This is a genomic window from Rhodococcus sp. NS-SX18 (assembly GCF_057367935.1).
Genome location: NZ_CM170633.1, coordinates 121,862 through 140,323, shown reverse-complemented (window position 1 = coordinate 140,323; position 18,462 = coordinate 121,862). Strand labels below are relative to the sequence as shown.

At 67.2% G+C, this 18,462-nt stretch carries 16 protein-coding genes; 8 read left to right on the top strand and 8 right to left on the bottom strand.

All coding sequences use genetic code 11. The annotated features are described in order from the left end of the window. Positions 1-127: 127 nt before the first annotated feature. The 6 genes from AC2IPW_RS00615 to AC2IPW_RS00590 all read right to left on the bottom strand — a co-directional run bounded on the left by AC2IPW_RS00615 (position 128) and on the right by AC2IPW_RS00590 (position 9,691). Positions 128-3,553 (bottom strand): DEAD/DEAH box helicase family protein, encoded by a 3,426-nt coding sequence (locus tag AC2IPW_RS00615; RefSeq protein WP_486376031.1) that lies wholly within the window; start codon positions 3,551-3,553, stop codon positions 128-130. Between the two features lie 111 nt (positions 3,554-3,664). Next, the gene (locus tag AC2IPW_RS00610; RefSeq protein ID WP_486376030.1) at positions 3,665-4,591 is read right to left on the bottom strand and encodes a restriction endonuclease; all 927 of its coding nucleotides are present in this window, start codon (positions 4,589-4,591) and stop codon (positions 3,665-3,667) included. Continuing rightward, a complete protein-coding gene (locus AC2IPW_RS00605; RefSeq protein ID WP_486376029.1) occupies positions 4,588-5,673 on the bottom strand; it encodes a restriction endonuclease subunit S in 1,086 nt (361 codons plus the stop codon). The genes AC2IPW_RS00610 and AC2IPW_RS00605 overlap by 4 nt, the downstream gene beginning before the upstream one ends. Before the next feature lie 95 nt (positions 5,674-5,768). Then, positions 5,769-7,316, bottom strand: coding sequence for a type I restriction-modification system subunit M (locus tag AC2IPW_RS00600; protein ID WP_486376028.1), 1,548 nt, complete (start codon positions 7,314-7,316; stop codon positions 5,769-5,771). Positions 7,317-7,496: 180 nt separating this feature from the next. Further along, complete coding sequence (locus AC2IPW_RS00595) at positions 7,497-8,522, bottom strand: hypothetical protein (RefSeq protein ID WP_486376027.1); 1,026 nt, start codon at positions 8,520-8,522, stop codon at positions 7,497-7,499. 2 nt (positions 8,523-8,524) lie between these two features. Continuing rightward, positions 8,525-9,691, bottom strand: a complete 1,167-nt coding sequence (locus AC2IPW_RS00590; protein ID WP_486376026.1) for an integrase — start codon at positions 9,689-9,691, stop codon at positions 8,525-8,527. A gap of 459 nt (positions 9,692-10,150) precedes the next feature. Between AC2IPW_RS00590 and AC2IPW_RS00585 the strand changes: the two genes are divergently transcribed. Both AC2IPW_RS00585 and AC2IPW_RS00580 read left to right on the top strand, forming a co-directional pair. After that, entirely contained in the window at positions 10,151-11,989 is a 1,839-nt protein-coding gene (locus AC2IPW_RS00585; RefSeq protein WP_486376025.1) for an AMP-dependent synthetase/ligase, read from the top strand. A gap of 19 nt (positions 11,990-12,008) precedes the next feature. Beyond that, positions 12,009-12,386, top strand: a complete 378-nt coding sequence (locus AC2IPW_RS00580; protein WP_003936562.1) for a DUF5313 family protein — start codon at positions 12,009-12,011, stop codon at positions 12,384-12,386. A gap of 123 nt (positions 12,387-12,509) precedes the next feature. Here the strand turns inward: AC2IPW_RS00580 and AC2IPW_RS00575 are convergent, their stop codons facing one another. After that, complete coding sequence (locus tag AC2IPW_RS00575) at positions 12,510-13,262, bottom strand: FadR/GntR family transcriptional regulator (RefSeq protein ID WP_054370897.1); 753 nt, start codon at positions 13,260-13,262, stop codon at positions 12,510-12,512. A 146-nt stretch (positions 13,263-13,408) separates the two neighbouring features. Here AC2IPW_RS00575 and rraA point away from each other — a divergent pair, with 146 nt between their 5' ends. From rraA to AC2IPW_RS00550, 5 genes are all read left to right on the top strand, one after another. Next, positions 13,409-13,903, top strand: a complete 495-nt coding sequence (gene rraA, locus AC2IPW_RS00570) for a ribonuclease E activity regulator RraA (protein ID WP_371384534.1) — start codon at positions 13,409-13,411, stop codon at positions 13,901-13,903. A gap of 18 nt (positions 13,904-13,921) precedes the next feature. Next, positions 13,922-14,440, top strand: a complete 519-nt coding sequence (locus AC2IPW_RS00565) for an acyl-CoA thioesterase (protein WP_486376024.1) — start codon at positions 13,922-13,924, stop codon at positions 14,438-14,440. Positions 14,441-14,536: 96 nt separating this feature from the next. Beyond that, positions 14,537-14,941: a hypothetical protein gene (locus AC2IPW_RS00560; protein ID WP_371384532.1), complete on the top strand. Its 405-nt coding sequence runs from the start codon at positions 14,537-14,539 to the stop codon at positions 14,939-14,941. A gap of 75 nt (positions 14,942-15,016) precedes the next feature. Beyond that, on the top strand, positions 15,017-15,223 hold the full coding sequence (locus AC2IPW_RS00555; RefSeq protein ID WP_486376023.1) for a hypothetical protein: 207 nt from the start codon (positions 15,017-15,019) through the stop codon (positions 15,221-15,223). Between the two features lie 137 nt (positions 15,224-15,360). After that, entirely contained in the window at positions 15,361-16,614 is a 1,254-nt protein-coding gene (locus AC2IPW_RS00550) for an SLC13 family permease (protein WP_450120514.1), read from the top strand. A gap of 3 nt (positions 16,615-16,617) precedes the next feature. Here the strand turns inward: AC2IPW_RS00550 and AC2IPW_RS00545 are convergent, their stop codons facing one another. Further along, entirely contained in the window at positions 16,618-16,842 is a 225-nt protein-coding gene (locus AC2IPW_RS00545; protein WP_054370894.1) for an RNA-binding S4 domain-containing protein, read from the bottom strand. A 68-nt stretch (positions 16,843-16,910) separates the two neighbouring features. On the opposite strand from AC2IPW_RS00545, the gene AC2IPW_RS00540 reads away from it, so the two are divergent. After that, a complete protein-coding gene (locus tag AC2IPW_RS00540) occupies positions 16,911-18,275 on the top strand; it encodes a cryptochrome/photolyase family protein (RefSeq protein ID WP_486376022.1) in 1,365 nt (454 codons plus the stop codon). Positions 18,276-18,462 lie beyond the last annotated feature (187 nt).

The window sequence follows — 18,462 nt, the reverse complement described above, 5'->3', positions numbered from 1 at the left end:
ATACTGCGCCTAGTAGTATACTAGGCGTTCCGTTCATGATGGGATTCTAATTGTAGGTGGGTAGTATCGACTGCGTCGGGGAATCGGATGAGAGACACAGATAGCATGCCCGCATACTTCTAGGAACTTATGCGGACTGAGCCGAATCGTTGATCTGCCGTATGACCGTGACAATTCGATCGGCGTCATTGCCTTCGAAGACTTGGTCCAGGCCCATGGGGGCGTTGTTGGTGAAGGGCGGTTCGTACAGCAGACCGGGATCCATCACGCCGTGCCGGGTGAGGTGGCTGATGATGAGGTTGACGAAGTCGATCTGCTGTGAGGTGGCTGTGCGGCCGCCCAGGAAGTCGGCGAAGGCGTCGGTGGCGGCCTGCCGGTCGAGGCCGACGAGCGAGCGGATAAACCGCCCGAGGCCCTGGGCGTTGTCGATGGCGCGCTGTACGTCCTCCGCGGTGCCGACGCCGCTGGTTTCGAGCAGTTGCTGCAGGGAGTCGAGGTCGGCGTCGGTGAGGGGTTTGCCGGTGCGGAGTTTCTGCAGGGCGAGGTTGTCGGGCTGCCGGTAGAGGTAGTCGCGGACTTTGGCGTTGAAGCGGTCGGTGTCGGTGCCGGTCACCAGGTGCGGCATATCCACTTCTTCGACCTCGCCGAGGGTGTCGGTGAAGTCGGTGTAGATGATCGGCCGCTTCGACTTCTCCAGTAGCCCGACCAGGCTGCGGATCTGGCGTCGAGCCTGCTCGAGCATGGGGAGGGTGACGTCGATCCACCAGTCCTCGTCGGCGATCTCCCGCAGCAGCTCTTCCTGCGCCCGGATCGCGGGGATGGACAGTTGCTCGAGCAGCCCGTCGGCGATGTCCCGGATCCGGCTCTGGAACGGTGGCAGTTTCGCGAGGTCCTCAAGGACCGCGAGCTGGGTCTGCAGCAGCAGCAGGTCGAACCGTTTGGCGTTCTCGTCGTCGTCGCGCACCGCGGTCGGCAACGGCGCCAGATTCTCTACGATGTCGTCGACATCGTCTTGGGTGAGCGCATCCCATGCCGCCCGGTCCGCGTACTTCTCCACGTAGCGCTGCTTCGGGCGGACGAGGAAATTGTCGAGTTGCATGCCCTGTACCTGGGCGTGCAGCACGTCTGCGACCGCCTTGCGCAGCTCGGGCTGGTTGTCGCTGGCGGTCAGGTGCGCGAGCAGTTCGGTGCGGGCGGTGAAGATCCGCTGCGACAAGGAGGGGGTGAGCGATCCTTCGGATGCGTCCGGGTGGGCCTGGAAGAAGTCGAGGTTGCCGCACAGGTCGAAGAGGAAGAAGTCCTTCTTGTCCAGCCCGGGCCCGTACAGGTTCGGTCGCAGCCGGGTGCCGCGGCCGACCATCTGCCAGAACTTCGTCTTCGACCGCACCGGTTTGAAGAACATCAGGTTCACGATCTCCGGGATGTCGATCCCGGTGTCGAGCATGTCCACCGAGATCGCGATGTGCGGGGCCTTCTCCGGCTGGGAGAAGTCGTCGATCAGGGATTGGCTGTGCTCGGTGGCGTGGGTGATCACCCGCGCGAACGCGCCCTTGTACTCGGGGTAGTTCTTGTTGAACCGTTCGGCGATGAACTCGGCGTGCGCGTTGTTCTTGGCGAAGATGACGGTCTTGCCGAGGCGGTCCCCGCCGGCGACCGTGTGGCCGTGGGTCATCAGCGTCTGCAGGGCCTTGTCGACGGTGTCGATGTTGAACAGCCACTTGTTGACCGCCTCGGCCTCGACCTTCTCCGGGGGGTCGTCGTCGCCCCAGTCCGCGGACTCCCATTCGGCCTGCTCGTCCTCGGTGAGGTCGTCGTAGCGGATGCCGCGGCTCTGGAAGGTCAGCGGCACCTTCACCGCGCGGGGCGGCACCAGGAACCCGTCGGCGATCGCTTCGGTCAGGTCGTAATGGTCCGTGGGAACCCCGTGTTCGAGGTTGAACAGCTGGTAGGTGTTGCGGTCCACCTCGTCGCGTGGGGTGGCGGTCAGGCCGACGAGCAGGGAGTCGAAGTACGCGAAGATGTGCCGGTACTTCTGATACACCGAGCGGTGGGCCTCGTCGATGACGATCAGGTCGAAGTATCCGGGCCCGAACCGCCGCTGCTCGTTGTCGACCTGGTTGATCAGACCCATCATGGTCGGATAGGTGGCCAGATAGACCCGGCCGTCGGTGTTCTTCTCGGTCAGCAGGTTCACCGGGGACGAGTCCGGCAGGAAGGTCTTGAAGGCGTTCGCGGCCTGGTTCACCAGGGCGATCCGGTCGGCCAGGAACAGCACCCGTTTGACCCAGTTGGCGCGGGTGAGGATGTCGGTCAGCGCGATCACGGTGCGGGTCTTGCCGGCGCCGGTGGCCATCACCAGCAGGGCTTCGCGCTGGTTCTCGGTCTCGAAGCGTTCGGCGACGCGGCGGATCGCCCGCGTCTGGTAGTGCCGTTCCACGATGTGGGTCGGCACCGGGAACTCGGCGAGCGTCTTGCGGGTGGTGCGGCGCTGGATCAGCAGTTCGAGTTCGTCGCGGGTGTGAAAGCCCTGGATCGGGCGCGGGGGGTAGCGCAGGTCGTCCCAGAAGTAGTGTTCGTAGCCGTTGGTGTAGTAGATCGCCGGGCGTTGGCCCCATTGCTGTTCGAGGCAGTCGGCGTACAGTTTCGCCTGCTGCTGGGCGATTACCGGGTCCCGGCTGGTGCGTTTGGCCTCGACGACCGCCAGCGGTTTGCCGTCGCGGCCCCACAGCACGTAGTCGACGAAGCCGTTCTTCCCGCCGGGCATGCCGGTGACCGGGTACTCGCGGTCCCGGTCCTGGTCGAGGGTCCACCCGGCTTCGCGCAGCAGCAGGTCGATGAGGTCCGATCGGGTCTGGGCCTCGTTGTAGTCGTGGGTGTCCAGGGCCGCAGCGGCGGCCTTTTCCGCCGCGGCTACCTGGGCGCGCAGAGTCGCGATCAGTTCCTCGGTGGATGCCTTCTCGGCGTCGCGGGCTTGCAGATCGGCGTCGCGGGCCTGCAACTGCTCGAGCAGCAGTGTCTTCTGCGCTTCGGCCTGCGCGAGCTGCTCGTCCTTGGCTTTGAGGTCCTGTTCGAGCTTGCCGAGCTGGGCGATGGTCTTGGCGACCGCCGCCTGCCCGGTCGGCTTGCGCAGCAACTCGCGATTGAACTGCAGTTTCGGATCCGGTTTGCTCGACGACTGCGTCGCATAGCGGCGCGCCAGCCAGGACAGGATGTGAAACAACTCCGCCAATGCCTTCAGGCCCGCGTCCGGGGGCACGGGACGCTGATCGTGGACCGCGGTGTTGCCGAGCTTGCGGATCAGGTTCATCTTCGCCTGCAGCCCGTGCCCGATCAGGGACACGAACGCCGGCTCGTGGATCCGGGCGGACAGATCGTCCTTGTACGGCTCGGGCAGGGCCTCGACCTGGAACAGCCACTTGACCGTCAGCTCCACGGTGCGCCGGGCGTAGAAGCACGTGGTGCGCGGATCGAACAAGGCATCGCGCTCCGCCTTGCGCGCCTCGGCATGCAGCTGCGGCCACTCGGCCTCTAGGAACCCGAAATTGCCCGACATACCCACCCCACTTCCTCACTCCCCTATTCCGTGATCTTGACACAACCCGAGCAGCGCGGAGCCATGACCTGCAACGCTAGGCGCCAGCCAGACCGACTCAGCTGTGGTCAGCTACTCGAAGTAGTCCTCGTCGACCTCGACCACGGTGAACACTTCCCGCTTCTGCACGCCGATGCCGTACTTGATCATCAGTGATGCCAGCCGCGTCCCGTCGATCAGGATCACCCGGGTCGCGATGCTGTCGGCGTACTCCCGCGCCCCCTGGGTGAACTGACTGGTGGTGATGAAGACGCCACGAGCGGCGCCGACACCGTGCAGGGCACCGACAAAGGCCTGAATCTCCGGGCGGCCGACGGTGTTGTCCTGCGCATACCGCTTGGCCTGAACATAGATCCGCTCGAGGCCGAGCGGATCTTGGTCGATCACGCCGTCGACCCCGCCGTCACCGCTGCCGCCGATGCGGGTGGCCCGCTGCTCGGCCCCGCCGTACCCCATCGCTACCAACACATCGAGCACCGACTGCTCCAGAAAATCCGGATGCAGCTCCCGCAACCGCTTGAGAAGATCCGCTGCCACATGACCATGCAGGCGAGCCACGCCGGACTCGATCTGCTCGAACGGGTCGGCGGTGGTCTCCTCGTCCTCGGCAGTCGCTGCCCCTACCACTGCGGCAGTCCTCATGGGGGTGTAGTCCTGGTAAGCGGGGAGGCTTTTGAGGATCTTCTCGTCCAGGCCGCCGGGGTGCGCAGCGCGGATCTCCCGTCCGGCGGTGGTGATGGTGAACGTCGCCCGCGCCGGTTTGGACACCAGCCCCGCTCGATTGAGCCCGCTCAGGGCCCAGCCGATGCGATTGTCGACGCGCCGCTGCCCGGAAGGCAGGAGCTCGGCACGTTGGTTCTCAGTCAACCCAACGTGCTTGGCGACCGCTTCGTGCAGATCCCGCTTCCGCCAGACCGCACCATCGCTGAGTACCTCCAGCACCGGAGTGAGGAACCCGTACCAGACCGGCATCGCGGAAACCGGGCCCGAGCCGGTCACAACTTCCCCAGGAAAGCACGTGACTGCAGCGAAGCAAAAAGACTGTTGAGTCCGGTCAAGTGATCACGGTGCGGGATCTTCATGCGCTCGATCTGCGCGACATAGTTTGCGAATGTCTGCTGCAACTCAAATGTTGGCCGCGGTAACTTGATCCCTTGCACTTCCTTAGCGTTGATGTTTGCCATGCCGATGATGCTCTTGCACATACCGCGTAGAACAGCCTTGCCGTAGGCGGAGTTCAAGAAAGCCGAGAGGTACTCCGGTGAGTTCGTAGAGTTGGTCCGCAACCGAATCAGATAGCCGGCGTATGCCATAGGAACCTCGCCGCGAAATACAGCGGTCTTTCCTACGAGTTCGGCACTGTTGGTCCGATTGAAGAGAACATCGCCGTCTCGCACGGTGAACCGATCGACTTTGTTTTCTGGAAGATCCATGTACTTCAGATCAGCAATGTCCAGATGGCCTTGGTAGGTGATATTGTTCATGCGAAGAACGGGATACTGACCGGACGTCCCACTCTTTTCGCTAGTGCCGTAGTTGGCCGATTCCAACATCGATCCGATTGTTGTGATCGGTAAGCCCTTTGGGTTTGTCGCCGGATCACCGAACATGTCGATGAAGATCGACTGGTTCAGGTCATCGAGCTGGGCAAGGGCTTTGCGACGCTTGGTGCGGACGTCGTCGGCACGATCGAGGATCGCCGCGATCCGCCGCTGCTCTGTCATGGGCGGAAGCGGGATGCTAAGACCCAGTAGAGCATCACGGCCGACAGTTGCTTGGTTCACCCACTGGCGGCACATGCTCTGGAACGTTCTCCGCTCAAATTCCCTCTGGAGCCAGCGGGTCAGGTAGCCGGGGTCCAATTCCTCGCTTGTCCGGATGCGAAGGAAATGGTTGCTGAAGACGGTCGGCTCATCCCGCTCGACGAATAGGGCGGTCTTGCCGACCAGATCCGGACTATTTGTGGCGTTAAAGAGAACATCGCCTGTACGGAGGCGGAACGTATCGAGGCGCGCCTTGTCCTGCGGAACGCGGCGGACCTTGGTGTAGTCGAGGCGACCATCCCTTGTTACGTTGTTCATTCGGAATTGTGGTACACCGTCAGGCGCGACCTCTCCACATGCAAATCCTGATCGTGCCTCGACGACCCTTCCGAGTGCCAGGACCGGCCATCTCGTCACTGCGCACCACCAGTGAGCATTCCGCGCAGCTGTGCCAGGTCGTCGACGATCTCCTTCTCAAGCCGATCTAGTACGTCGAGGATCTCCTCTGGTGCCCGGTGTTCAATTTCCTCGTGGACGATCTCCTTGTATCGGTTCAAGGACAGGTCATATCCCTGAACGGCAATATCGTCCTTCTGTACGCAGAAGCTCTGCGCGGTCCGGGGACGAGCTAGTTCCTTACTGTCCCGCTGCTTCCACCTATAGAGGACGTCGGGCAGGTTGTTCTTTGCGTGCTCCTCGTCGGTAAGTCCGACGGCGAGCACACCGAGCTTCTGTTCGTCCAACAGCGGTGTGCGCTTGTCGTCGAGTGAGTAGCCGTCGGCCGTGACCTCGTAAAACCACACATGGTCGGTGCCACCGGAGTCGGTCTTGGTAAAGAAAAGGATCGCCGTGGAGACGCCGGCGTACGGCCTGAACGCACCGGCAGGGAGCTTGACGACCGCATCGAGTTTATGGTCCTCCACGAGCATCTTCCGGAGCGCCTTATGCGCTGTGGAACTGCCGAAGAGAACGCCGTCGGGCACGATCACCGCTGCTCGGCCGCCGGGTTTAAGCAGCCGCAGGAACAGCGCCATGAACAGCAGCTCGGTCTTCTTGGTCTTGACGATCTGCTGGAGGTCCTTGGCGGTATTCTCGTAGTCTAGGCTGCCGGCGAATGGCGGATTGGCCAGCACCATCGAGTAAGCACCGGCATCGGCGGTGTTGGCCTCGGCGAGTGAATCCCGGTAGCGCACATCGGGATTCTCGATGCCGTGCAGCATCATGTTCATCGATCCGATGCGCAGCATGGTGTTATCAAAGTCGAACCCGTGAAACATGTCGTGGTGGTACTGCTCACGTCCAGTGCCTGAGCTGATCTCCTCGGCATGGTGTGTACGCACGTACTCGCTGGCCGCCACCAAGAATCCACAGGTGCCGGAGGCCGGGTCGACGATCCGGTCCCCGGGCTGAGGAGCCATCATTTCGACCATCATCTGGATGATGTGACGAGGGGTGCGGAACTGGCCGTTCTGACCCGCAGAGGCAATCTTCGAGAGCATGTACTCATACACGTCGCCCTTGGTGTCCAGATTTTCCATCGGCACCTTGTCGAGCAGATCGATGACCTTCATCAGCAGACCCGGGCTCGGGATAGACAGTCGCGCGTCCTTCATATGGTGCGCATAGGTAGAGTCGTTTGAGCGCATGGTGCGGATGAACGGGAAGACACGCTGGCCGACCACCTCGAACGCTTCGTCGGGGTGCATGTTCTTGATCTTCGACCAGCGCAGATCGTCGTAGTCGCGGCCCTCGTCGTCGGTGCCGATCGGGAAGGGATTGCCTTCGATAGGGCGGCCAAGGCGGTTGGCCTTGTTCAAGGCGAGGGTGTGCTGGTCATCGAGCCGTTTGATGAAGAGCAAGTAGGTGAGCTGTTCCATCACCTCCAGCGGGTTGGCGATACCGCCCGACCAGAAGGCATTCCAGATCGTGTCGATCTGCCCTTTTACTGCGCCTGTGATCATGCCGTACCGTCCGTTCCTTCTTGAAAATGACCAACAGGACTGTATACAGACCCACTCTGACAAGACGGCCGGGCAGGAGGCTCCTCAGATGCGCCTGGCTCGTGCGAGCACACGCGCCGAACTGCGCCGCGGCCGTCTCGGCTTAGAGTCCGCGGCCGATACCGACAGAAGAGTGGACGATCACAGCGAATCAAGCACGGTGAGCAGCTCCTCGAGCAGGGCATCGGCGCGATCTTCGATTTCGTCGAAGACGTCGGCGAGACCGTCGAGGCTGTGGCGGGCCTGGCGGCGTGCTGCAATACCCCGTTCGTAATAATGCGGGTCGAGATCGACCGCGGTCTCGAGCCGGACGTGCGGGTCGTCGTCTCGGTACCTCTGTTTGCGAAGGGGCAGCGGGGTGCGGGCCGGGGCTCGGCCGGCCAGGTGGTCGCGGACCAGCGAAGCGATGGACTGTGCCGTCATCGGTTGCGGCATCAGTGGCAGGTGTCCCCAGCGGTCGATCGGGGTCAGCAGGGGTTGCCGGGCCTGCCGGTCGGTGAGCACAACTTGGTCGACCGCGACCGCGAGCGGGTCGGTGAGGTGTTGGGCGAGCAGGTCGGTGTTCGGGTACGCGTCCAGGAACGCCAGAATCTCCGCCCACCTGCGATACACCGCCACCGCCGGACTCTCACCGGTGCCGGGCTCCGGTCGCAGGCAGAATCGTTCACCGCCCACCGTAGTAGCGACGAGGGTGCCGGTGTCGACGGTGACATCGCCGCGGCGCAGCCGGGCCAGCTGCGCGAACGGCATCCCGGTCGCGGCCAAAATCAGGAGGAGTGCGTCGCGGCGGCCGAACAGCCCGCTCGGCCAGCCGGTGGTGGGTAGCTCGGCGGCTTTGTGCAGCAGGAGCGGGGCGAGGCGGTCGAGCCGGGCGGCGCGGGCGGCATCGAGGCGGCGGCGGACGGTCTCGCTGCGGCCGGGCGCCGGATGGTCGTGGTGGGTGTGGACGGTGTTGATCGCCGACACGCGCCGCCGCTCGGTGGCGGGCGCGGCGGGATGCTCGCGGAGGAACAGGGCGAGCGTCTCAGGGTCGGCGGGCAGCGGGGGCTGGTCGGTGGCGGCGCACCAGTCAGTGAACAGCGCCCAGTCGTGCCGATACCGCGCCGGGACCTGCAGGTCAGGTCCTGGTTCTCCAGATTCGTTGTGTGGCTTCGTGACTGCGCCCATTCCTACAATCCCAGGTTCGTCACGGCGTTATTGATGAGGGGGGCGTGTTCGCGGGCGTAGACCTCGAGCATGGCCGGGGTGGTGTGCCCGGTCTGGCGCATGATGGCGTGCGCGGACGCGCCGTTGCGGAAGGCCTGGGTGACGAACCCGGCCCGCAGCGAATGCCCACCCAACTGCTTCACGAGGTCGGGGTCGTAGCCGGCCGACTCGGCGCGGCGGCGGATCGCTGCGTGCACCGCCGCCCCCGAGAGTGCCGTGGCGGAGAGGTTGCCGTTGCGGCGGATCGCGCGCAGCAACGGCGCCCCGGAGATGGTGCGGGGGCGGGGGCCGCGGCACACGTGCGCCGCGAACGGCTCGCCGCCCCGGAGCAGCCGGATCACGCCGGGGCGCCCGGCGGTGTCGTGGGCGGCGACGATCTGGGCCCACCGCATCCACGCGCAGGGCGGGCAGCTGGTGTGGCTGTGGGTGAAGGGCAGGGCCCGGATGGTGCCGCGGCCCTCCTGATCGGTTTTCGAGCGGCGGAGTTTGATGTGCAGGCCGTCGAGCCGGTGCAGGCTGACGTCCCCGCAGGTGAGGGCGACGAGTTCGCTGCGGCGAAACGCCCCGGCGAACCCCAATAGGAGGATTGCGGTGTCGCGGCGTTCGACCACCTCGTCCGCCCAGCCTTGGCAGTCGGCGCGGGCCTTGTCGACGATGGCGAGGACATCGGCGGTGAGCAGCGGGGCCCGCGGGCTGCGGGGCCGCTCCCCCGCGGTGGCGTAGCCGCGGCGGATCCCGGACATGGTCGCTTTCACCAGGTCGTCCCCGGTGGGACTGGGGTGCCCGGCGGTGCGGTGGTGGTGGGCGATCGCGGCGAGGCGGTGCGCGAGGGTGGCCGGGGCGTAGGCCCGCTGTCCCGCCTCGGTGACGGTGTCGGCGCAGGCGACCAGGTAGGCGGCGACGGTGACCGGATGCGCCGGCACCGCGGTGTGCCCCTCATTGGCGCACCAGGTGGTGAAGGCCCGCCACGCGGAGGCGTAGGTGCGGCGGGTGCCGGCGGCCCGGGCCGCGGCCACGGACTCGGCGATCCGCGCCGCCGCACCGGGCGCGAGGTCCGGCACCGCGGGCACCGCCGGGGTCCCGGGCACCATCATCTGCCCGTCTCCCGCGTCGTTCGTCTCGAGATCCACGGGTGGGCACGCTACCGGAGGCCTCCGACACCGTCCCGGCGACCGAAAACACGCTCAGCTGGGGTTTCGCGGGGATAGCTGCGTAAATGGCATTTTTCATCACTATCTGTAAGTCGTAGATCCAGACCGAATGCAGAAATGTCTTCATCGTCCCGCAAGCGGACGGCACCCCCAGGCAACGACGACCCCGCCGAGACAGCCGTGAGGTTCGTCGCGCAGTGGGTGCGACTCACCGCCGCGATCACGGACCCGCCCCCGATCGCACACCTATACCTCGATCTGTCCGTGCTCGACCGGGCCGTCCTCCGCACCGCCCGGCGCGCACCGCGGGTGCTGCGGACGGCCGTGGCTCTCGCCCACGCCCGGCAGCACCGGCAGGCGCGGTGAGCATGGACCGGAAGCCGGAACGAACAGGCCAAACCCTCCCCACGGTTCGAGCGGTCTTTCTAAACTCGGGGTATGACAGCGCTGCGAATCTCCGACGAGCCGGTCGACCACTCGAAGATCGAGAAGCGGGCACCGTCGGTGGCCCAGCTCTTCCTCGACCGGATCGCGGCCAGTCCGGGCACGGAGGCATTCCGGTTCCCGAAGGACGACGGGTGGGAGAGCGTGACCTGGCAGCAGGTCGGCGACCGAGTCCGTCTGCTCGCCGCCGGGTTGATCGCGCTCGGTGTCGAGCCCGAGGACCGGATCGCACTGGCGTCGTCGACCCGGTACGAGTGGGTGGTCATCGACCTCGCGGTGATGTGCGCGGGCGCCGCCACCACGACGGTCTACCCCACCACCAAGGCTCCCGACGTGGCGTTCATCGTGTCCAACTCGGGCAGCCGCGTGGTCGTCGCCGAGGACCAGGCCCAGGTCGACAAGCTTGTCGAGCAGCGCGCCCAGCTGCCGGACGTGCAGCAGGTGGTCGTGATCGACGGCCCCGGGGACGGGGGTTGGGTGATCACCCTGGCGGAACTCGAGGAGCGGGGCCGGCAACTGATCGCGGAGTCGCCGAACGTCGTCGAGGATCGGGTCCGGGCGATCCGGCCGGATCACCTCGCCACCCTCATCTACACGTCCGGCACCACCGGCAAGCCGAAGGGCGTACGGCTACCGCACTCGGCGTGGACGTACACCGCTGCCGCCGTCGACGCCCTCGGCATCCTCGGTCCGGACGATCTGCAGTACCTGTGGTTGCCCCTGTCGCACGTGTTCGGCAAGGTGCTGCTGAGCCTGCCACTACAGGTGGGCATGCCCACCGCCATCGACGGCCGAGTCGAGAAGATCGTGGAGAACCTCGCCGTGGTGCGGCCGACCTTCATGGGCGCGGCCCCGCGCGTCTTCGAGAAGGCCCACGCACGCATCGAGGCGATGATGGAGGAGGAGGGCGGCTCCAAGAAGAAGATTTTCGACTGGGCCGTCGGCGTCGGAACGCGGGTCTCCAAGGCAAAGCAGGAGGACCGCGACCCGTCGCCGCTGGACCGGTTGCAGTACAAGCTCGCCGACAAGCTCGTCTTCACCAAGATCCGGGAGCGGTTCGGCGGCCGGCTGCGGTTCTTCGTCTCCGGGTCCGCTCCGCTGGACCGCGACGTCGCACAGTGGTTCGATGCCGTCGGCATCATCGTCCTCGAGGGCTACGGGCTGTCGGAGACCTCCGCGGCGTCGTTCCTCAACCGGCCGCTCGCGTACCGCTTCGGCACGGTCGGCTGGCCCTTCCCGGAAACCGAGGTCAAGATCGCCGAGGACGGTGAGATCCTCGTCAAGGGTCCCGGGGTGATGAGCGGTTACCACGATCGTCCCGACGCGGACGCCGAGGCGTTCGAGGACGACGGCTGGTTCCACACCGGCGACATCGGCGAGATCGACTCCGACGGGTTCCTGCGGATCACCGACCGCAAGAAGGACATGTTCAAGACCTCGCAGGGCAAGTACGTCGCGCCGTCCGCCATCGCCGCGACCTTCAAGGGCATGTGCCCCTATGCGAGCGAGATCATCGTCCACGGCGAAGGCCAACCGTACTGCGTGGCCCTGGTGGGCCTCGAGCCCGAGGCGATCCACGAGTGGGCCGAGAAGAACGGACTGGGCGGCAAGTCGTTCGAGGAGATCGCGCACGACGAGAAGACCCGCGACCTCATCGGCGGCTACATCGACCAGCTCAACGAGCAGCTCAACCGGTGGGAGCAGGTCAAGAAGTTCACCATCATCGACCGCGAGCTGTCGGTGGAGGCCGGGGACCTCACGCCGAGCATGAAGCTGCGTCGCAAGATCGTCATCGACAACTTCTCCGACCGGCTCAGCGGGCTGTACGGATGAGCGGCCTATCCTCGGTGGTATGAGGAGTAGTGCGCGACCGAGTTTCACCCAGTACGTCGGATACCTGTTTGGCCGCACGCTCCCCGACTCGCTTCAGGACTGGGTGCGCAACGACCTCGTCGGGCCCGGGGCGACGGTGCGGTACCTCGTGCGGTTCACCCTGCCGATCGTGCCGTTCCTCGCGCTGTTCCTGCTCATCCCCGGGCCGGTGTGGGTGCCGTTGGCGATGATGGCGCTGCTGTTCATCCCCCTGGTGTACTTCGCGATCGCCCTGATGCAGATCTGGCGGCGGCACCGCTTGGAGCAGCACGGACTCGACCCGAACCTGCTCGGCGAGAAGGCTCGGGTGCGGGCCGACCGCGAACGCGACGAGTACGAGCGACGTTTCGGGCGCTGATCCGGCGCAGACCGAGCCGAGCGGGCGGTTCCGCCGCCGAACGGGTGGTTTCCGTCGATCTCACTCGCACGTCGGCGCGACAACCGCCCGCTCGCCACGAGTTCCCCCCGTTCGGCGGCGCGGCTAGGACAGGACCTCGACGAGCGTGGTCGCCGAATCGCCCGTCATGTACCGCTCGACGCTGTCGAGGTGCCTGCGCCAGAATGCTTGTGCCGCTTCGGAATCACCCTCGCGCAGCAACGTGACGAGCTTGCGGTTGGCGCGCAACGCCGCCGACGCTCCGGGACGTTCCGCCGCATCGGCGCGGGTGGAGAGATACAGCGCGTTGTGGGCGTCCATGATGTCGAGCAGCATCCCCGCGAGGGCCGCCATCGTCTGGTTGCCGGCCAGCTCCATCACCGCCCGGTGCACCTCGGTGTCGTACTTGGCGAAGGCCGCGGGGTCGCCGAGGAGGTCCTCGCCCCGCTCGACCAGGTCGGCGAGCGTGTCGATCCGCTCGGCCGGGGCGGCCGCGAGCAGACCGACGCCGTCCACCTCGAGTTCGGTGCGCGCGCGGTAGACGTCGGCCAGCGGGACTCCCCGGTACTGCAGCAGCAGTCCGGTGTAGCGGGCGGCGGTCGACCCGTCCGGTGCCTGCACGCGGGCACCGCCGTGGGCGCCGCGCAGGACGGTGATGATGCCTTCCGACTCCAGGATGCGGAACGCCTCCCGCAACGTAGGACGGGAGACGCCGAACCGTTCCATCAGCGCGGCCTCGTTCGGCAACGGCTCGCCGGCGTGCAGTTCCCCGGTGATGATCTGGCGGCGCAGGCTCGCGGCGATCAGCTCACCTGCCTTGGGCACGCGAACGACCGCAGAGCTTCCGTCGAGTGGCATTTGACCGTCCTGTGTGCGTAATCCATCCCAGCCCCGATGGCTCTTAGGATACAAGAATCTACCGGTATGAAACTCAAACAGTCAGATGATCTGCCGGTATCATCCCAGCGCCGTACGGACGGCGTCGCCCCACTACTCTCGGCGACATGAGCGAACCCTCCACCAACGACGTTCCGGCCACCGCGGACCTCGCCGACGAGATCGGCCCCGACATCCGGAGCTGCGACACGCAGTTCATCCAGTTCGGCGGTCACGAGGTCTTCGCCGGCCGGATCACCACCATCCGCTGCTTCCAGGACAACCTGCTCGTCAAGCAGACCCTGAGCGAGCCGGGCAACGGCGGCGTCCTCGTCGTCGACGGCGACGCCAGCGTGCACACCGCCCTCGTCGGCGACATCATCGCCGGCCGCGGCGTCGACAACGGCTGGGCCGGGGTCGTCGTCAACGGCGCCGTCCGGGACTCGGCCATCCTGCGCACCCTGGGGATCGGCATCAAGGCGCTCGGCACCAACCCGCGCAAGAGCACTCAGACCGGGTCCGGCGAGAAGAACGTGCCGGTCGAGTTCGGCGGCGTCACGTTCAACCCGGGCGAGATGCTCTACAGCGACCACGACGGCATCGTCGTCCGCGCCGAGGACTGACCGGGGGCCGGCATGCTCATGGCGCTGCGTACCGCGCGGACCTTCCTTCGTGCCCGCAAGGCGGATCCGGTCCGGCCGCACGAGACGGTGCACACCCCGTTCCGCGTGGCCGTCGCCGACCTCGACGCGGCGATGCACATGAACAACGGCCGGTACCTCACCCTCCTCGACCTCGGCCGGTTCGAGCTGTTCGTCCGCACCGGACTCTGGCAGGTGCTGCGCCGGCACCGGTGGCAGACGGTCGTCGTCGTCCAGACGGCGACCTACCACCGGTCGCTGCGGCATCGGCAGCAGTTCGACGTGGCGACCCGCCTTCTCGGTACGGATGCCAGGAACCTGTACGCCGAACAGCACGTGACGGTGGACGGGACGAGCAGTGCCCGGGCCGTGATCGGACTCCGCGTGCTCGATCGCGACGGCCGCTCCGTCCCGCCGGACACCGTCGCGCAGACGTTCCCCGCGCTCACCGATCTACCCGACCTGCCCGACTGGGTACACGACTGGGCGCAGAACGTCCGCACGGCGCACGCCTCCTGACCTCGCGTGACGCCGGAATGTGGCGCGGTTCGGCGGCAGTGCCCACACTGGAGGAATCACGGCCGCACGCGCGGCCCGCGACCTCAGGAGGCCCTCATGGGCGAGAACAACCCGTTCGGATTCGACCCGGAGGACCTCGACCGTGTCTTCCGCGACGCCGGAGAGGGGTTGCGCGACCTGGCCGCCAAGATCGGCCGGTTCGTCGAGCAACCGGACGCCGGAATCCCGTGGGCGAGCATCTTCCCCGACCTCGCGGGCGCACCCCGCACCCGCCCGGCACCGCCCACCGCCGGCGAGACCGGCGACGGCGTGTGGGTGATCTACACACTCGACGACGACGGGACCGCCCGCGTCGAGCAGGTCTTCCCCACCGAACTCGAGGCGCTGCGCGCGCACAAGAACAACACCGACCCGCGCCGATCGGTGCGCTTCCTGCCCTACGGCGTCACCGCCGGGATCCTGGACCGGCGCGAGGAGACCGACGCGGACGAGACCGGCTGATCCGGCCCGAGGGGGCGACCCGAACTGCGAGCGCACCGGCCCGGGCAAGCGCACACTGGTGACCAGGAGGTCGTCATGAACGCGCTTCGGGGCCTGCTGGATGTGGTGCTGGGACTGGTGACGGCCGTGCTCGGCACGGTGCTGGGAATCGTCGCGGCCGTCGTGTGGCTCGTCGGCGGCCTGCTGTGCGTGACGATCATCCTCATTCCGCTGGGCATCCCCGTGATGCGGCTCGCCCGCCGTCTGTTCAGCCTTGCCCGGCAGCTGATGCACGTCCCTTGAGTCCTGTGCCCTGTGCCCTGTGCCCTGAGCCCTGAGCCCTGAGCCCTGAGGGTCGAGGATTTCGCGGACCGGGACGTCGCCGCCGGGCCGATGACCGGGGGGCCGTTCGGCCGGCGCCGCGTGGCAGCATCGGCCCGGTGACTTCCGTGGCGGCGGCGACCTTCGTGGCGTCGGCGCTGCTCGCCCTCGTGCTCGGCTTCGCCGTCGTGCGTCCGTGGGGACTGCCGGAGGTGTTCGTCGCCCTGCCGGCGGCCCTCGCGGTCGTCGCGCTCGGCATCGTCACGCCGGAACTCGCCGGACGGCAACTGCACACGCTGTTCCCGACGGTCGCGTTCCTCGCCGTGATCCTCGTGCTCGGTCATCTCGCCGACGCGCTCGGCGTCTTCACCTGGGTCGCGTCGGTCCTCGTCCGCGGTGCCGGCAGCGACCCCCGGCGGCTGCTGACCGCCGTGTTCGTCACCTGCGCCGTCGTCACTGCCGTGCTCAGCCTCGACGCCACCGTCGTCCTGCTCACGCCGATCGTCCTGCGCGCGGCGACCACACTGCGGATGTCACCGCGACCGCACGTGTATGCCACCGCCCACCTGGCGAACTCGGCGTCGCTGCTGATGCCGGTGTCCAATCTGACGAACCTGCTGGCCTTCGCCGCGACCGGGCTGACCTTCCTGCACTTCACGGCGCTCATGGCGCTGCCGTGGCTGGCGGTCGTGCTCGTCGAGGCCCTGTTGTTCCGGTGGTTCTTCGCACGCGACCTCGCACCGTCGCCGACGTCGCCCGGTGCGGCACCGGCCGTCCCCGTCCACGCCCCGCGCTACGCCCTGGGGGTCGTCGCCGCCACGCTCGCCGGGTTCGCGGCCACGGGCCCGCTGGGAATCGAACCGGTGTGGGCCGCGGCAGCGGGCGCAGTCGCTCTCGGCGTCCCGGCACTGCGCCGGCGACGAACCACACCCCGGCGCATCCTCGCCGCCGCCGACCTGTGGTTCTGCGTGTTCGTCCTCGCCCTGGCCGTCGTCGTTGCCGGTGTCTCGGCCGGGGCGGCCGGCGAGGCACTGGCGGCCGCGCTGCCCACCGAACCGACGTTCGTCGCGCTGCTCGGGGTGGCGGCCGCTGCCGCCCTGATCGCCAACCTCGTCAACAACATCCCGGCGACACTGATGTTCCTGGCCGCGCTCGGCCCCTCGGCCCCGCCTGCTCTGATCCTCGCGATGCTGCTCGGGGTGAACCTCGGCCCCAATCTCACCTACGTCGGCTCCCTGGCCACGATGCTGTGGCGACGGCTGCTCGACGGCTCCGAAGCCCGCCCGGACCTGTCCACCTACACCCGGCTCGGCGCGGTCACGACGCCGCTCACCCTGCTCGTCGCGGTCGCGGCGCTGTGGGCGGTCACCTGAGGTTCACGCCCCCGACGTCACGCGCGCGGCCGCGGCCCCGATCTCCACGACGTCCCCGACGTGCAGCTGCCGCCCACGCCGCACCTCGACCTCCCCGTTGACGCTGACGAGTCCCTCGGCGATCACTTCCTTCGCCTCGGCACCGGACTCGATCAGGCTCGCCAGCTTGAGGAATTGACCGAGCCGGATGGACTCGTCGCGGATGGGCACCTCGAACACGTCGGACATGGGGCCAGTCTCTCACCGGGCCGACAGCTACCCGCCCGCCCGGGCCCGTTCTCCCGCACACTGGACGGGTGAGCCGCCCCGGTATCGTCTGGTTCCGCCGCGACCTGCGGCTGCGGGACCTGCCCACCCTGCTGTCCGTCGCCGACTCCACCGACCGTGCTCTCGCACTGTTCGTGCTCGACGAATCGCTGCTGCGTCCCTCCGGGTCCCCGCGCCGCACCTTCCTGATGCGGTGCCTGCGCGCCCTCGACGAGGATCTCGGCGGACGTCTGCTCGTCACCCACAGCGACCCCGCCACGGTCGTTCCGGCGCTGGCCCGGGAGCTCGACGCCGACGCGGTGCACGTCAGTGCCGACCACGGGCCCTACGGCACCCGCCGCGACGAGGCCGTCGAGCGGGCGCTCGGCGACGTCCCGCTGTTGCGCACCGGCTCGCCCTACGCCGTCGCGCCCGGACGCATCCGCAAGGCCGACGACACCCCCTACAAGGTGTTCACCCCCTTCCAGCGGGCGTGGCACGAACACGGCTGGCGCGCACCCGCCGCCACCGACGCCGGCACCGTCGAGTGGATCGACCCCGGCGATCTCGACGCGCGCGTAGCGATCCCCGCCGACGACGATCTCGACGGCACCACGCTGCCACCCGCCGGGGAAGCTGCCGCGCTGCACCGCTGGCACGAGTTCCGCGACGACGACCTGCCGCACTACGACACCGACCGGGACCGGCCCGACCTCGATCGCACCAGCCGCCTCTCGCCGTACCTGAAATTCGGGTGCATCCATCCGCGCACCCTCCTGCACGACGTGCGCTCCGATCGCAGCGCGGGCGCGAACCGCCTGCGCAGCGAACTGGCCTGGCGCGACTTCTACGCGGACGTGCTGCACCACCGGCCCGACACGGCCCGCCGCAACTACAACCGCCGCTTCGACGACATCGCCTACGACAGCGGACCCGACGCCGAACGCAACTTCGCCGCATGGCAGCAGGGCCGGACCGGCTTCCCCATCGTCGACGCGGGCATGCGGCAGCTGCTCGCCGAGGGCTGGATGCACAACCGGCTCCGCATGATCGTCGCGTCCTTCCTCGCCAAGGACCTGCATCTGCCGTGGTGGTGGGGTGCCCGGCACTTCATGGACCGGCTCGTCGACGGCGACCTGGCCTCGAATCAGCACGGGTGGCAGTGGACCGCCGGCAGCGGAACCGACGCCGCGCCCTACTTCCGGGTGTTCAACCCGATCACGCAGGGGGAGAAGTTCGATCCGACGGGTGAATACGTGCGCCGCTGGGTACCCGAGCTGCGAGGTGTGAACGGCAAACGCGTGCACCGGCTCCCGGACGGTCCGCCGGACGGGTACCCGGAGCCGATCGTCGACCACGCCCACGAGAGACAGGTAGCGCTCGACCGGTACGGGCGGATCGCCGGAAAAGGCTGACCCATCCGGGTCGCGCGCTACTCCGAATACCGAGGGGACGGAACGCCCGTCCCGGACGGACAACCGAGAGGAACACCACCGTGCGAGAACTCGTCGAGGCAGCATTCATGGCAATCCACACTCCTCTGGTGAACGCCTACACCATCCTGATCAACATGATCCCCAGCTGATTCCGCGGCGGCGCCGG

Excerpts from the sequence above, each read along its gene's own strand:
- AC2IPW_RS00615 (WP_486376031.1), bottom strand. The coding sequence starts at position 3,553 with ATGTCGGGCAATTTCGGGTTCCTAGAGGCCGAGTGGCCGCAGCTGCAT.
- AC2IPW_RS00605 (WP_486376029.1), bottom strand. The coding sequence starts at position 5,673 with ATGAACAACGTAACAAGGGATGGTCGCCTCGACTACACCAAGGTCCGC.
- AC2IPW_RS00600 (WP_486376028.1), bottom strand. The coding sequence starts at position 7,316 with ATGATCACAGGCGCAGTAAAAGGGCAGATCGACACGATCTGGAATGCC.
- AC2IPW_RS00595 (WP_486376027.1), bottom strand. The coding sequence starts at position 8,522 with ATGGGCGCAGTCACGAAGCCACACAACGAATCTGGAGAACCAGGACCT.
- AC2IPW_RS00585 (WP_486376025.1), top strand. The coding sequence starts at position 10,151 with ATGACAGCGCTGCGAATCTCCGACGAGCCGGTCGACCACTCGAAGATC.
- AC2IPW_RS00580 (WP_003936562.1), top strand. The coding sequence starts at position 12,009 with ATGAGGAGTAGTGCGCGACCGAGTTTCACCCAGTACGTCGGATACCTG.
- AC2IPW_RS00575 (WP_054370897.1), bottom strand. The coding sequence starts at position 13,262 with ATGCCACTCGACGGAAGCTCTGCGGTCGTTCGCGTGCCCAAGGCAGGT.
- rraA (WP_371384534.1), top strand. The coding sequence starts at position 13,409 with ATGAGCGAACCCTCCACCAACGACGTTCCGGCCACCGCGGACCTCGCC.
- AC2IPW_RS00565 (WP_486376024.1), top strand. The coding sequence starts at position 13,922 with ATGGCGCTGCGTACCGCGCGGACCTTCCTTCGTGCCCGCAAGGCGGAT.
- AC2IPW_RS00560 (WP_371384532.1), top strand. The coding sequence starts at position 14,537 with ATGGGCGAGAACAACCCGTTCGGATTCGACCCGGAGGACCTCGACCGT.
- AC2IPW_RS00555 (WP_486376023.1), top strand. The coding sequence starts at position 15,017 with ATGAACGCGCTTCGGGGCCTGCTGGATGTGGTGCTGGGACTGGTGACG.
- AC2IPW_RS00545 (WP_054370894.1), bottom strand. The coding sequence starts at position 16,842 with ATGTCCGACGTGTTCGAGGTGCCCATCCGCGACGAGTCCATCCGGCTC.